Genomic DNA, 14,179 nt, shown 5'->3' with positions numbered 1-14,179 from the left:
AGCGCGCGCCGATCAGGCGTACGGCATGTAGGATTTGATCTTCTTGGCGTCGGCGTCGGACATGACGGCCGTGCCGCGGTTCTGGCGGATGTACTTGGAGTTGTGGCTGATCAAGCGGTGACGCTTGCCCGCAACGCCGGCCTTCACCTTGCCAGAAGCGGTGAATTTGAAGCGCTTCTTGGCGCCCGACTTCGTCTTCAGTTTCGGCATTTCAGTCTCCTTTTTGGAAGGACGCCGACCTTTGGGCTGCGAGAGCCGTCAGGGGGTGGCCTTCCAGAGTTTAAGAACTGCCCAGGCATGCCTGTTCGCCCGGCAGTTCGGTACGCGAAGGCGCGGCTTCTACGCCAAGCCCGCGCCGATGGCAAGATGAGTCAGACGACCGCCTCGGCCGCCGCCTTCTGGCGTCGGATCACCCGCCCGGCGTTGATCGCCATCACCGCCGCCGGAATGGTCAGAAGCGCGCCGATCAGGAAGGGCCAGTCATGCCCCAGGCCCGAGAACAGCGCGCCCGCGATCATCGGCCCGAAGATGCGCGCGACAGAGCTTGAGGCCATGTTCAGGCCCAGCATGGCCCCCTGGCGGTCAGGCGGCGAGGCGCGGCTGATCATGGCCGAGATATTGGGCATGGCCAGCGACATGCCACAGGCGCCGAAGGCCATGACGATCGGAATGACCCAGCCCTGGACAATCGGGATCGACAGCGCGCCTAACTCCAAACTCGTCGCCGGGAACCAGGACACCGGTGAAATCACCTGAAGCACCAGAGACGCCCCGAACAGCAGCATCCCGACCGCCAGCACACGCGATTCGCCGAACCGCCGCGCCAGCTTCCCGGCGAAGAACCCCTGATTCAGGGTGGAGACGATGCCCACGATCATGAAGCTGAGCCCCACTTCGCGCGCGCCCCAGGCGTAACGATCCTCGGCCCACAGACCGAACACGCTCTCCATGGCCGAGAAGCCCGCCATATAGATCAGGGTCACGACCAGCACGCGCGACACCACTTCGTTGTCACGGGCGAACTTCAGGCCAGACAGGAAGGCGGGACGCGGCGCCGCCGGGTCGGCCTTGGCCCGGCTTTCGCGCAGGAAGACCACCACCCCGACCGCCGCCAGCGCCGCCAACGCCGCCGCCACGAAGATGGGCAGCTGATAGCCGATATGCCCCAGTTGCGGCTGGGTCAGCAGACCGCCCAGCCCCGGCCCGACGATGAAGCCCAGACCGAAGGCGGCGCCGATCAGCCCCATCCGGCCCGCGCGCTTCTCGGGCGGGGTCACGTCGGCCACATAGCCCTGAACCGTCGAGATATTGCCCGCGCCCAGCCCCGTGAACAGCCGCACCGCAATTGCCAGCCAGATGTTGGGCGCAAAGGCCAGCATCAGATAGCCCAGAGCATTGGCGACCAGGGTCACCAGCAGCACCGGCTTGCGCCCGATCCGGTCCGACAGCCGCCCCCAGAAGGGTTCGGCGAAGAACTGCCCCAGCGAATAGGCCGAGAACATCAGGGTGATCTGCCAGGCCTCGGCCTTCAGGCTCTGGGCGAAGAAGGGCAGCAGCGGCACCACCAGGCCGAATCCGACCAGATTGATGAACACCACCGAAAACATCACGGCCAGTGCGGCCCCGCCTGCGGCGGGCGGGGTTTTGGAAGACGAGATCATGCCCCCGCCTTAGCCCGACGACGCCCGGTGTAGAAGCACGAACGGGTTACGCCCGCCTAATGAACCGGATTGTTCACCTCCAGGAACCGCACGGTCTCGGCCAGCATCTTCTGGCGGGTCTCGGCGCGCGACAGCCAGTGGTCCTCGCCCGACAGCTCGATCAACTCGGTCGGCTTGCCAGCGCGGCGCATCGCGTCAGCCATGACGCGGCTCTGTTCGATGGGCACCACGGTGTCGTCACGCCCGTGAATCAAGAGCAGCGGACTGTCGGCGCCTGCGGCCAGATGAGCTGGCGACAGGGCGTCCAGCCCCCGGTCGTTCAGCTTGTCCACCCCCATGAACCGGTTCCAGTAGCGAATGGTCTGGCTGTTGGCGCGACTCTCCTGTCGGGCGCTCCAGTTGACGAAGCGGCGCAGGTCCGAAAGGCCAGCGACGGCGACGGCGCAACGATAGGCGCCCTTGTCGATCGTCACCCCGGCCATGGCCGCATATCCGCCGTAGCTGGCCCCGACGATGCAGACCCGGTCCGGGTCGATGACGCCCTGCTCTGCCAGCCAGCGCACCCCGTCCGACAGGTCGGTCTGCATCTTGCGCCCCCACTCACCATACCCCGCCTCCATGAAGTCGAGGCCATAGCCGGTAGAGCCCCTGAAGTTGGGCTGCAGCACCGCATAGCCCCGTGAAGCCAGCGCCTGCGACCACCAGTCGAAGCCGATGGTGTCCTGGGCCGCGGGACCGCCGTGGGGCAGCACGACAAGCGGCAGGCCCTTCGGCTCGGTGACGCCCGGCGGCAGGGTCAGATAGCCGGGGATCGCAAGACCGTCCGCCGCCTCGTACTCAATGAAACGGATCGCCCCGACCTGATCATCGGGAATGGCGGGATAGGCTTCCGCCAGAATGTCGGCCTTGCCGCGCTGGAAATCGACGATCTGATAAAGGCCCGACTCGCCGACATCGGTGAAGATGATCACCTGATCCATGTCATCGTTCCACGACACCAGCTTGGGCCGCTTGCCTGCAAAGGCGCGTTCGATGGAGGCCCAGCGCTGCGCCGACACGGGTTCGATAAACTCATAATGCACGCCGTCTTCCTCGACCCATCCCGCCCCGATCAGCAGACGGGTCACGGGGTGCCGGATCATGAAATCAGGATGGGTGTCGAAGGGCAGACGGCTCCATTCACCCGTATCCACATTGACCTCGAACAGGGTGTAGCCATCCTCCGACGCGCCGGTCGTCCCGGCCAGGTCAGGGCGCATGGCCGAGATGACGATGGTGCGCGGGCTTCGCCCCATGCCCATCAGATCAGGCGTGTCGATCGGCGTATCCACGCTCCAGTCCTCGCGGAAACTGGAACGGTTTGCACGCGGCAGCATCAGGGTCCAACGCCCCCGCCGTTCGACATATTTTCCCATGGCGATCACCTGACCGCCGCCATCCAGCACATGGTCCTTGATCTCATAGTTCATCGGCGCGACCGAACGGCCGCGCCCGGTCGTCAGATCAATCCGGTACAGATCGCTGCTGGATTCCCAGCCCACGGCGACACCGCGAACATAGAGCGCCGCATCCTGATCCACCCGACGCACCATGGCGGGACCATAGAGGACCGAAATCACATTCTCCGTCCGGTCCAGCACCTGGACCATCTTGCGCTTCTCCAAGTCCACGATCAGGCCGAAGTAGAGCTCGGTGCGCGGTATCCCGATCAGAGGGATGCCGCGCGTCTGGGACGTGACGACCAGAATCCTCTTCTCCCCGATCCAGGTCAGATCGCGCACCTTGGTGTCTCCGATGCGGGCTCGGAACAGGGCTTCGCCCGTATTGAAGTCGCTGACCAGAACCGCCCGTTCTTCGCCGACGACAGTGATCCGCGCGATCCGGTCGCCGCTGGGCGACAGCTCGATGTTTTCGATGGAGGGAGCCGCGCCATAGGCGCTGAGCGGCGGCGTCTGCGACGTCACCTGCGGGGCCGTCTGGCCTTGAGCCCCTCCTGCCGCGCCGCTCAAGACAATAACGGCCGCCATTGCAGCCGCATTCACCCATGACCTGAACATTCAGACGCTCCCCTGATCCCCGGCCTCCATTCAGACGATCAGACCACAGGTTGCAAGACACACCCGCCGCAAGAGGCAAAGAAAAACCCCCGACCGTTTCCGGGCGGGGGTTCTCAAATCAGCAATAGAATGCGGCTGTCAGCGCGGCGCCAGGATCATGATCATCTGGCGGCCTTCCATCTTGGGTGCGAACTCGACCTTGGCGATTTCGTCGAAGTCGGCCTGCACCTTGTGCAGCAGCTTCATGCCCAGTTCCGGGTGCGCCATTTCACGACCCCGGAAGCGCAGGGTGACCTTCACCTTGTCGCCCTCGTCGAAGAAGCGGTGCATGGCCTTGGCCTTCACCTCATAGTCGTGGGTGTCGATGTTCGGACGGAGCTTGATTTCCTTCAGCTCGACGACCTTTTGGCGCTTGCGCTGTTCGGCCTTCTTCTTCTGCTCCTGGAAACGGTGCTTGCCGTAATCGAGGATCTTGGCCACCGGCGGCTCGGAGGTGGAGACGATCTCGACCAGGTCCATCCCGGCTTCCTCAGCGGCTTCCAGAGCGGCGGAGGTGGGCATGACGCCTTGTTTTTCGCCGTTCTGGTCGATGAGCAGAACGCGAGGCGCGCGGATATCCTGGTTCATACGCGGCCCGTCTTTCACGGGTGGCGCTTGCATGGGACGGCGAATGGGCGTCGTTTCCTTATGTGGTCAGAAGAAGCGTGTTTTGTGATACGCGGAAAGGCGCGGCGACGGCCACGTTTCCCACAGGCCCGCAATATGCGCCCGGAGCCCCGATTTTTCAAGGCTTGGCGGGCGTCTCGGCGATATAGGCGTCGTGCAGGGCCAGCACGGCCTCGAACACATGATCGACAGTCAGATCCTCGATGGGCGCGAACTGACCGCGCGTCTCGTTTGAGGCCGCTGTGCGGGTCTTTGGCCCCCACGGCCCGTACAGCCACCATTCGGTCGGACCAAACAGGCCCAGCGTGGGACGCCCCAGGGCCGCCGAGACGTGCATCAGGCCGCTGTCATTGCCGACGAACAGGTCGGCCCGGTCGATGGCGGCGGCCGAGGCCAGGATGTCGCCCTTGCCCACGAAATCGACGCCGCGCGGCCCAGCGGCCTCCAGCGCAGGCGTTGCCGGCGGCCGGTCGCCGGGACCGCCGACCGGCATGAAACGCCAGCCCTCGAAACGCGGTTCAGCCTTCAGCTTCTCGACCAGCGCGCCCCAGCGATCGGCCGGCCAGCTCTTGCCCGGCTGGTGCGCGATCGGCGCCAGGGCGATGATGGGGCCGGGACCGGCGCCCCCAGCCAGTTGCGGATCAATGATGGCGGCGGCCTCAGCGCGAGCCTGATCGTCCAGAAAGATTTCCGGGTCCAGCGGCGTCGGCGAGCCCATCAGGCGCGACACCATCTCGACCTTGCGCAGGCCCGTCTCCCACCGGCGATTATAGACGACGCGGCGTTTGGCCGGGATCAGATAGGACAGGGCCGATCCGCGAATGTCGATCACCAGGTCCCAGCGCGTCGAACGCACCTGAGCCCACAGGTCGAACCAGTGGCCGGACAGTTTCTTCTTGTCGAGAATGATGGTGCGCGCCACGCCCGCCGCATTGCGGAAGAAGGGGGCAGGCGGCCGCCCGCAGGCGACGGTGATCTCGGCCCCCGGAACCTGACGCGTGATCTCGCGGATCACCCCGGACGAGATGACGCAGTCGCCGATGCGGTTGGAGGTGACGAACAGGACCTGGGGTGCGGACAAATCTTCCTCCGTCATCCTCGGGCCTGACCCGAGGATCGGAAGCGCCCCGCGTGCGACGCGGAACGCGGGCTGCGGCCGGAACCGCCTATCAGCCCTCCGTGTGCGTCACGCCTGATCCTCGGGTCAAGCCCGAGGATGGCGGAGACAGGACGCAGAGGGTGACGGGATGCGAAACACACGGCAAAAGAAGGCCATGAGCGACATCCAGACCCTGACCCGCCCCGATGGCGAAACCCTGGCCTTCAAACGCATCGAGGGCGACGGCCCCACCGTGATCTGGGTCGGGGGCTTCCGGTCCGACATGGAGGGGACCAAGGCGCTGGCGCTGGACGCGGCGGCGCGCGAACGCGGCTGGAACTATGTCCGCTACGACCATTTCGCCCACGGTCAGTCCTCGGGCGACTGGCGACAGGCGACCATCGGCCGCTGGCGCGAGGACGCCGTCGCCCTGATCGACAGTCTGGAAGGGCCGGTGATCCCGGTCGGATCGTCTATGGGCGGTTGGGTGTCGTTGCTGGCGACGCTGGCGCGGCCTGAGCGGATCAAGGGACTGGTGCTGGTCAATCCGGCGCAGGACTTCACCGAGCGGCTGATGTGGCCCGGCCTGGCCGATCACGAACGTCAGGCCATCCTGCGCGAGGGCGAGACCCTGATCGTCGAGGAAGGTCTGGGCGAATACGTCCTGACCCGCCGCATGTTCGAGGAGGCGCGTGACTGGCTGTTGCTGGCCGGGGTGATCGCCATCACCGCCCCCGTCCACATCCTGCAAGGCCGCGCCGACGACGTGGTGCCGTGGCGCCATCAGGCCGAACTGATCGGGCGCCTGAGCGGCGGCGACGTACGGCTGGACCTGATCGAAGGCGGCGACCACCGCCTGTCCAGCCCCGCCGACCTGGGCCGGCTGGTCGCGGCGGTGGAGGCGTTGCGAAGCTAGATAATCATCCGTCACCCTCGGGTCAGGCCCGAGGATGACGGACGGCAGGAAACCAGGTTCAATCGACGTTCAGTTGGCCGACGCCTTACCCGTCATTCCGGGACTGAGTGAAGCGAAGAACCCGGAACCCAGAACGACAGTCGCGCTGCTGGACGCATTCGATGCTTGATGTGAACGCCTGGGTTCCGGGTTCGTCCTTCGGACGCCCCGGAATGACGGTTTCCAACGAAATGTCGATTGGCCCTATTTCCCGCCCGTCAGCGCCCCGTACAGATCCGTGCGGCGATCACGGAAGAAACCCCACGCCGCCCGGTACTTGTCCAGTTCGTCCAGATCGAAGCTGTGGACCAGCACGCCTTCGTCGTCCGCGCCCAGGCTCTCGACCAGCGTGCCCTGCTGATCGGCGATGAAGGAGTGGCCGTAGAAGGTCTGGCCCGCCTCCGTCACCGTCTCATGGCCGATGCGGTTGGCGCCGACGACCGGCACGGCGTTGGACACGGCGTGGCCCTGCATCGCCCGACGCCACGGCTCGGCGGTGTGCAGACCCGCGTCGTGCGGCTCGGTGCCGATGGCGGTCGGATACATCAAGACGTCGGCGCCCTGCAGCATCATCGCCCGCGCGGCTTCCGGGAACCACTGGTCCCAGCAGATGCCGACCCCGACCTTGCCGAAGCGGGTGGTCCAGGTCTTGAAGCCGGTGTCGCCGGGCCGGAAATAATACTTCTCCTGATAACCGGGACCGTCAGGGATATGGCTCTTGCGATAGACGCCCAGCGCCTCGCCGTCCGCGTCCAGCATGACGATGGAGTTGTAATACTGCGGCCCGTCCTTCTCGAAGATCGAGACCGGAATGGCGACGCCCAGCTCCTTCGCCACCGCCGACAGGGCCGTGACGCACGGGTGTTCGCGCCAGGCATAGGCATGGGCGAACCAGTGCTCCTCCTGCGAAACGCAGAAGTACGGCCCCTGGAACAGCTCCGACGGCAGGATCACCTGCGCGCCACGGCCAGCCGCCTCACGGACGAACCCAATGGTCTTGTCGATATTGGCCTGCAGGTCGTCCCCGTAAGAGGTCTGGATGCCGGCGACAGTGATGGTGCGGGTCATGCGGGCTCCTGCTGGGAAATGCAGTGGAAGGACCCGCCGCCGGTCAGGATGGCGTTCGACGGCAGCGGGATGATCTCGCGATCCGGGAAGGCGTCGGCCAGGGCCTCGCAGGCGAAGCGCGAGGCCTGATCATCGCCATAGGTCGGCACGATGACCGCGCCATTGGCGATCAGGAAGTTCATGTGGCTGGCGGGGACCGGGCGTTCGTCCTCGTCCAGCACCAGACCCGGCGACGGGATGCGCACCACCTTCAGCTTGCGGCCGCCTGCGTCCGTCACCGCCGACAGATCGCGCGCCGTGGCGTCATAGACCTCGGCGTTCGGATCCTTCTGACCCCAGGCGATCGGGCAGGCGACAACGCCCGGCGCGACAAAACGGGCCAGATTGTCGACGTGGCCGTCGGTGTGGTCGTTCAGCAGGCCGTCGCCCAGCCATACCACGACCTTGGCGCCCACCGCATGCTCCAGCGCCGCCGCAGCCACGGCCTCATCCTGGTTCCAGCCTGGATTGCGGTTGGGGTTCAGCACGCACTGGCGCGTGGTCAGGACCGTGCCCTCGCCATCATGATCCAGAGAGCCGCCCTCCAGCACGAAGTCATTCCACGTCAGGGGCACGCCCGAATGTTCGCCGATCTGGCCCGCGACCTCGTCGTCGCCCGCCATGTCGTATTTGCCGCCCCAGCCGTTGACCTTGAAGGCGGCCGCCGTCCTGGAGCCAGCGCCGAAGATCGGGCCGGTATCGCGCAGCCAGATGTCGCCGAAACGACCCGGCACGACCTCGACATTGGCGACGCCCGCAAAACGCGCCTGGGCGCCCGACAAGGCCTCTTCGCTGCCGACCATCAGCTTAACCTGTTCACGCCCCGGCCCAGCCAGAGCCAGCACCAGCCCCTCGACCTCGTCGCGGGCCTGCTCCAGATGCTCGAACCAGTATTCGGCATGGGTCGGCCAACCCACCCACATGGCGCGGTGCGGAGCCCACTCTGCGGGGATGGCGGCAGGGATGGGAGCGGTCATCGGCGAACTGATCCTGTCATTAATCCGGCGGGATATCCGGGGACGAAACGCGAGCCGCGCCATATGGCCCCTAGCGCCCCCGACTTCAACGCCCGAACCCCCAAAGAAAAAGGGCGGCCCGTCACCGGTCCGCCCTTCATAGTCTTAGACTGCTACGCGATTAGAAGGCGTAGGTCACCGTCGCCTGGATGGTGCGCGGGGGACCACGGTAGGCATAGGTGGGCTTGGACGCATCCGTCGCACCCGAGATCGAACCGAAGTATTTCTCGTCGAACAGGTTCACGACGCGCAGGGCCAGATTGGAGTTCTTGTAGCCGAAGTAGCCCAGGTCGAACTTGGCGTCGGCGTTAACAACCGTGTAGGCGTCCGTGTACAGGTCGTTGACGTCGGTCACCCAACGCTCGCCGGTGTACTTGACCTGAGCGCCCAGTTGCACCGGGCCGGTCTCATACTGGATGCGACCACCGAAGGTCCAATCCGGGGTTTCCGTCAGCGACTTGCCGCCCGTCTTGATCAGGTTGGTGCCATCCAGATAGTCGTTGGCGATTTCCGAGTCCGTGTACGAAGCCGTAGCGTACAGCGACAGACCTTCCATCGGCGACCAGCCGACTTGTGAGTCGAAGCCGTACAGCTTCACATCACCCACGTTCGAGTCGAACGACACGCCCAAATCCTGGTCGTAACGCGACACGATGCGGTTCTTGAACTCGGTGTACCAGACGTTGGCCGAAGCGATCAGGGTGCCCGTTTGGTAGCGGTAGCCCAGGTCATAGGTGGTGGTCTTTTCCGGTGCGGTGATGGGCGAGGTGATTTCGCCCTTGGCGTCGAAGAAGACGGTGTACAGGTTGTCGGTGCGCGGCAGGGTCAGCGACTGGGCGAACGAAGCATAGACCGACTGAGCGCCAGAGAAGTTCCAGCTGACGTTCACGTTCGGCAGCACGTCGTCGAACTTCACGTCGCGCGAGTACGGCGCGATGTAGCTTTGCGTGCGAGTGCCCACCTTGTAGGTGCCGTCCGCTTGCTTGACTGCAGTTTCGGTCGTGCAAATAACCGAGCTGCTCTTGGACTGCGAGTAGCAGTTCTGGTTCATCTCGCGCTTGAAGTACGGCACGCGCAGGCCGACGTTGACGCGCAGTGCATCGTCAAGGAAACGACCGGCATACTCGACCGCGAACTGGTTCAGGGTGGCGTAAGACAGGCGATCCCGCGCACGCAGTTCATAACCGTCCAGATTGACAATGCGGTGATCCTTGTCGCGCAGGCCAGCGAAAGCGTCGAAGAAGCGCGGATCGGTCGGGTTGGAGAAATCGATCCGACCGTACATGCCGGTCTGACGGTGGCGGGCGTCGTCAAGGGTGTAGGCGGCACGCAGAGTCTGCGTGTCCGACAGTTTCCAGATCAGCGACGAGCTGATGCCGTAGCGCTGGGTGTGGGTGTTGTTGGTCGAGTGAATCCGGACGCTGTCCAGGGTGTCGCCGTCACCGTTCAGGTCAACACCGCCCGTGGTCTTGGAGCCGCGGATCAGACGGTCGGTTTCCGACAGGACAAACTGACCCGACCCACCGGTCGCCAGCGTATATTGGAACGACGGATCGAAGGTGAAGATCAGGTTGTCGCGCAGGGTGAAGCGCGACTGGGCGCGGATATTGCCGGTGTCCGACGGGTTCTGACGCAGAGCCCAGAAACGGTTGCCGTTGCCGTCAACATCGGCTTGGCCGTTGCGATAGGTCGGAGCCGTGTAGTTCGTATCGAAGTCGGTGTCCCAGGTCACGCCGTTGGCCAGGCTGGCCGAACCGTCAGCGTTCCGCTGCAGTTGCAGGTCCGCATAGTTGTTGTTGCGGTTGCGGTTCCAGTGACCAGCCAGCGAGACAAAGTCGCCATTTCCACGAATCGGCTGGTAAATTTTGAAGTTATACTGCGTCTTGTTCAGGTCGCCGAGACCCTTGTACTTGTCGTACGACTGATCCGAATAGGCCAGCCAGGCGCGGGTGCCGAACGGACCGACTTCACCCGTGTTCAGTTGAGCGAAGACACGACGGAAATCGCTGTCTCCCAGCGAGCCTTTGATGCGACCGCCGAACTCGGTCGGAACAGCGATCGAGGACATGTTGATGGTACCCCCCGAAGCCGAGGCCGTCGGAGAGTCAACGTCGGTCGTGCCGGTGTTGACCGAAGCCGAGCCGATCAATTCGCTATCCAGCTGCTGGTTCGAATACAGCGAATAGTTGCCCGAGTCGTTCAGCGGCATGCCGTCGAAGGTTTGCGAGATGCGAGGGCCGTCAAAGCCGTGCAGACGAATGTTGCCGCCCGACGAACCATAGGCGTCGTTGTTGGTGAAGCTCATGCCCGGGACCAGGTTCAGAACTTCGTTGATCGTCTGACCAGCGGCTTGGGTTTCGATGAACTCCTGCGTGATCGTCGAACGCGACTTGCCGACGCTTTCAGCGACGATGGCTCCGTCGATGTTGCGCGGACCGCGCTGGCCCGTGACGACGACGTCTTCAACCGACTGAGTGGCGGTCGATTGCGCGGAGGCGGCGCCAGCGGCGGCGAGCGAACCCACGAGCGCCGTGGTCGCCCAGAACAGGCGTTTACGGTTGAACATACATCTATCCCCAGATGAGGCTGCTAAGGCCAAAGGCGACAGACAACGTCGTCTGTCGAAATCGAACCTCCCTCTAGGGCGGATGTTAAAACGTCGGGCGACAGTTATGTGACAGAACAATGACAGCGCCCAAAGGTGGCGCAAAGGCCACACCAGGCCTGAACAGTGTCACTTCTCGGAAACGCGCTCGAACATGTCCGCGACGCCCAGGGCGGTTGGTTCGATGGAGCGAGGTTCATGGTAATTCCCATTCACCTGGCTCTGACTGATCACATGGGCGCGAAAACGCGTGAAAAGCTCGGCATCGGGCGCCTGGGGCGTCGCCCAGAAACCGTCCAAGGGCTGCTGGTCCGTCAATCCGGCGAAGTCGAAGAAGGCGTCGCCCAGAACTTTCACTGGCGTGTGGAAACCCAAGGCTGACAGCGCGGCACTGGAATTATTGACGACCATGCCACGCGAATTACGGCACAGCTGAGCCAGATTGCCGCCGTCAATGAAATCAACCCGTCCAGCCAGCCCACGCTCCTTGGCCAGCCGCAGGGTGACGGCGCGAAGATCGATCAGTCCGGGGTCCAGCGGATGATTCTTCACCACCAGCCGGTCGCCCGCCGCCGCCCCTTGGGCGAAGCTGGTCAACACCGCCGCCAGGAAGGCCGTATTGTCGGCGTAGCGGGAATAGCGCAGCAACTGCGCGTCGCCCTCACGCTGCAGGCAGGCGATGAAGAAGGGACCGCGCGAGGCGATGAGATCGGCGTCGCAATTTTCCGGCTTGTGGAAAGCTAGGCCGACATAACGTCGGATATGCCCCAGACACTGACGCAGCGGCGATACAGTGTAGTGCACGTCCTGGCTGGGAAACAGAAGCCCGCCCAGCCACTGCACCGTATGGTAGAGGCTGATGTTGACGACATGATACGGCAGGATTTTGCCGACATGACGCACTGTCGGCAGTTCGGGCGCAGGATCGGGATAGGCGTCCCGGAAACGCGGCAAGGCGCTGGAGGCGTTTACGCCATTGCGCTCAACCGTAATCCAGTCGGGCCGGAAATAGCCGTTTTCGAGCACCCACACCCGAGCCGACAGCCTGTCCACCGCAGAAAGAACCGCCCGATTATAGGAGCCGCCTTCTCCGAAGATGATGACGTCGGTGAAGTCGGCAAGACGCTGATGGATTTCGCCAGCCCAGACATTCGGCGCGTGTCTGAAGACGATTCCGCCCCGCCGAGGCCAGTTCAAGGCGTCGCCGGCATTGAAGATCATGCGGCTGACCTCAGCGCCGCGCTTTTCAAGCACACGAGCCAAGGCGGGACCGAAGCCGCCGAAAGGCGCCGTGACGATCAGAAAGCGACGGCCGTGAAGCCCCGTCATATGTTGAGGGAATTTCGGTGTGAGGACCGTATTGTTTTGGCTTCCGCCTCTCGAGCGAACGAGTGGGGGCGCCTTGGGTGCACGTACGGGCACATCACCCCTGAGGCGATAGCGGCGTCGCCGACGTCCGGAAATCACACGTGAAGAGGAGCGAAGATCAGCCAAGACGGTTTCTGCTAGCTTTGATCACAACACAAACCACATGCTCGTCAGGAGAATGAAGGCAGTCATACCCCAGAGTCGGTTGTGACGCGCAGTGGGTGTATTATCAACCACAAATGTCTGATTTTACGCAACAACGCATGGAAAAATACAATCCATAGTTGCCGAAAGAACAAAGCCGCCGATCTTTGCTGAAGTCGGCGGCTCTGTCTTTGTATCGAACTTCGATGTCCGATGGGGGCTCGCTGCAGCTTTCGCTGAGCGAGCCCTTACCGACTTAGAAGTTGATGTCGACCGTGGCGCGACGGTTGAGCGGCTCACGCACGCCGTCAGCCGTAGGCTTGGCCAGGTTGGTTTCACCCTTGCCGTCGAGGGCGATGACGCCGCCGTTGACGCCTTGAGCAACCAGAGCGTCGGCGACGGTGCGCGAACGACGGTTTGACAGGCCCAGGTTATAGGCGGCCGAACCCGAGGTGTCGGTGTAGCCGACAATCAACACGCGGGTCGGGGCGCCCGACTTGGCGTAGTTGGCGGCTTGCGTCACGACCGAGCGGGCTTCAGCCGTCAGGTCCGAGCGATCCCAATCGAAGTAGACCACGAACTGACGCGCAGCCGGCTTAGCCGGAGGCGGCGGGGGCGGCGGAGGCGGCGGAGGCGGCGGAGGCGGCGGGGGCGGCGGGGGAGGCGGCGGCGGAGCCGATTCCTCGGCGCCGAAGCTGTAGCGCAGGCCCAGGGTCACGGTGTGGACCTTGTTGTAATCACCATCCCAGGTGCCGAAGTCCGTGGCACCGACGCCGGTGCCGACCGTCTTGGAATCCCACGACGAGTCGCCGGTCAGGTAACGGTAGGTCAGGTCGATGTTGGCGCGGTCGCCCACAGCGTAGGACAGACCGGCGATCGCCTGAGCGGCGAACTTGGTCGAGGTGTCGTCAGCGGTGAAGGTTGCACCACGGTTGGCGCGCAGATTGCCGACCGTGTCGATCGAGACGCGGTTCACACCGGCGCCGAGACCGACGAAGGGACGCACGCCCCAGGCCGACGAACCGAAGTCATAGATGACATTGGCCATCAGGGTGGTCGACTCGATGTCGCCTTCCGGCGAGTAGCAACCGCCGGTGGCGGGCGTCAGGTTGCAGAGGCCCTGGGTGCCCGACGAAGCGCGGATCGTGCCGATGTCGCCCGAGCGGTAGCCGCCTTCGAGTTCAACGCGCCAGTTGGGGTTGAAGCGGTAGCCGAGACGAGCAAACGCTGCCCAGCCCGGATTGACTTCATACTTCCAGGTCGCGCCGGTCGTCGACGACTCAGCCTTGATGTCGTGGTCGAATTTGTAGCCGGCGTCGATTGCGCCATACCAGCCATTAGGCTCCGCCGAAGCGGCGCCGGCTGCAAGCAGCCCGACCGCGGCGACAGATGCGAGAAGTTTCAGCTTCATCTGCGTCCTCACTCAAGTAAAGAAAATGCCGAAGCCGCGCCCGGTGGCGCGACCTTCCCGAGCCGAACGAGGCCGCCGCAGAGCGGTTCC

The 14,179-nt window shown here is 64.1% G+C and carries 11 protein-coding genes; 1 reads left to right on the top strand and 10 read right to left on the bottom strand.

The window, feature by feature from the left end; genetic code table 11:
- Nucleotides 1–12 precede the first annotated feature (12 nt).
- The 5 genes from rpmI to KWG56_RS17375 form a co-directional block, all read right to left on the bottom strand.
- Nucleotides 13–210 carry a 50S ribosomal protein L35 gene (gene rpmI, locus KWG56_RS17395; RefSeq protein WP_201099875.1) on the bottom strand — a complete coding sequence of 66 codons (198 nt, stop codon included), beginning with the start codon at nt 208–210 and terminating at the stop codon, nt 13–15.
- A 161-nt stretch (nt 211–371) separates the two neighbouring features.
- The gene (locus KWG56_RS17390) at nt 372–1,661 is read right to left on the bottom strand and encodes an MFS transporter (RefSeq protein WP_219353098.1); all 1,290 of its coding nucleotides are present in this window, start codon (nt 1,659–1,661) and stop codon (nt 372–374) included.
- Between the two features lie 56 nt (nt 1,662–1,717).
- On the bottom strand, nt 1,718–3,688 hold the full coding sequence (locus KWG56_RS17385) for an alpha/beta hydrolase family protein (RefSeq protein ID WP_244999566.1): 1,971 nt from the start codon (nt 3,686–3,688) through the stop codon (nt 1,718–1,720).
- Between the two features lie 168 nt (nt 3,689–3,856).
- Complete coding sequence (gene infC / locus KWG56_RS17380) at nt 3,857–4,378, bottom strand: translation initiation factor IF-3 (RefSeq protein WP_201099872.1); 522 nt, start codon at nt 4,376–4,378, stop codon at nt 3,857–3,859.
- Between the two features lie 124 nt (nt 4,379–4,502).
- On the bottom strand, nt 4,503–5,465 hold the full coding sequence (locus tag KWG56_RS17375; RefSeq protein WP_219353096.1) for a glycosyltransferase family 9 protein: 963 nt from the start codon (nt 5,463–5,465) through the stop codon (nt 4,503–4,505).
- Between the two features lie 193 nt (nt 5,466–5,658).
- Between KWG56_RS17375 and KWG56_RS17370 the strand changes: the two genes are divergently transcribed.
- Nucleotides 5,659–6,399, top strand: a complete 741-nt coding sequence (locus KWG56_RS17370) for an alpha/beta fold hydrolase (RefSeq protein ID WP_219353095.1) — start codon at nt 5,659–5,661, stop codon at nt 6,397–6,399.
- Between the two features lie 243 nt (nt 6,400–6,642).
- On the opposite strand, the gene aguB is transcribed toward KWG56_RS17370, so the two are convergent.
- From aguB to KWG56_RS17345, 5 genes are all read right to left on the bottom strand, one after another.
- Nucleotides 6,643–7,506 (bottom strand): N-carbamoylputrescine amidase, encoded by an 864-nt coding sequence (gene aguB / locus KWG56_RS17365; RefSeq protein ID WP_219353094.1) that lies wholly within the window; start codon nt 7,504–7,506, stop codon nt 6,643–6,645.
- A complete protein-coding gene (locus KWG56_RS17360; protein ID WP_219353093.1) occupies nt 7,503–8,522 on the bottom strand; it encodes an agmatine deiminase family protein in 1,020 nt (339 codons plus the stop codon). The genes aguB and KWG56_RS17360 overlap by 4 nt, the downstream gene beginning before the upstream one ends.
- 160 nt (nt 8,523–8,682) lie before the next feature.
- On the bottom strand, nt 8,683–11,127 hold the full coding sequence (locus tag KWG56_RS17355) for a TonB-dependent receptor (protein ID WP_219353092.1): 2,445 nt from the start codon (nt 11,125–11,127) through the stop codon (nt 8,683–8,685).
- Nucleotides 11,128–11,295: 168 nt separating this feature from the next.
- Nucleotides 11,296–12,495: a capsular biosynthesis protein gene (locus KWG56_RS17350; protein WP_219353091.1), complete on the bottom strand. Its 1,200-nt coding sequence runs from the start codon at nt 12,493–12,495 to the stop codon at nt 11,296–11,298.
- Nucleotides 12,496–12,934: 439 nt separating this feature from the next.
- Nucleotides 12,935–14,089 (bottom strand): OmpA family protein, encoded by a 1,155-nt coding sequence (locus tag KWG56_RS17345; protein WP_219353090.1) that lies wholly within the window; start codon nt 14,087–14,089, stop codon nt 12,935–12,937.
- Nucleotides 14,090–14,179: the final 90 nt, after the last annotated feature.

Source organism: Brevundimonas nasdae (assembly GCF_019395145.1).
GTDB classification, from domain to species: Bacteria; Pseudomonadota; Alphaproteobacteria; order Caulobacterales; family Caulobacteraceae; genus Brevundimonas; species Brevundimonas nasdae.
Note: the sequence above shows the minus strand (reverse complement) of the source record. Positions and strands in the feature narration are given on the sequence as shown.

Coding starts and splice junctions, on each gene's coding strand:
- KWG56_RS17360 (WP_219353093.1), bottom strand. CDS start 8,522: ATGACCGCTCCCATCCCTGCCGCCATCCCCGCAGAGTGGGCTCCGCAC.
- aguB (WP_219353094.1), bottom strand. CDS start 7,506: ATGACCCGCACCATCACTGTCGCCGGCATCCAGACCTCTTACGGGGAC.
- rpmI (WP_201099875.1), bottom strand. CDS start 210: ATGCCGAAACTGAAGACGAAGTCGGGCGCCAAGAAGCGCTTCAAATTC.
- KWG56_RS17385 (WP_244999566.1), bottom strand. CDS start 3,688: ATGGCGGCCGTTATTGTCTTGAGCGGCGCGGCAGGAGGGGCTCAAGGC.
- KWG56_RS17390 (WP_219353098.1), bottom strand. CDS start 1,661: ATGATCTCGTCTTCCAAAACCCCGCCCGCCGCAGGCGGGGCCGCACTG.
- KWG56_RS17355 (WP_219353092.1), bottom strand. CDS start 11,127: ATGTTCAACCGTAAACGCCTGTTCTGGGCGACCACGGCGCTCGTGGGT.
- infC (WP_201099872.1), bottom strand. CDS start 4,378: ATGCAAGCGCCACCCGTGAAAGACGGGCCGCGTATGAACCAGGATATC.
- KWG56_RS17345 (WP_219353090.1), bottom strand. CDS start 14,089: ATGAAGCTGAAACTTCTCGCATCTGTCGCCGCGGTCGGGCTGCTTGCA.
- KWG56_RS17370 (WP_219353095.1), top strand. CDS start 5,659: ATGAGCGACATCCAGACCCTGACCCGCCCCGATGGCGAAACCCTGGCC.
- KWG56_RS17350 (WP_219353091.1), bottom strand. CDS start 12,495: ATGACGGGGCTTCACGGCCGTCGCTTTCTGATCGTCACGGCGCCTTTC.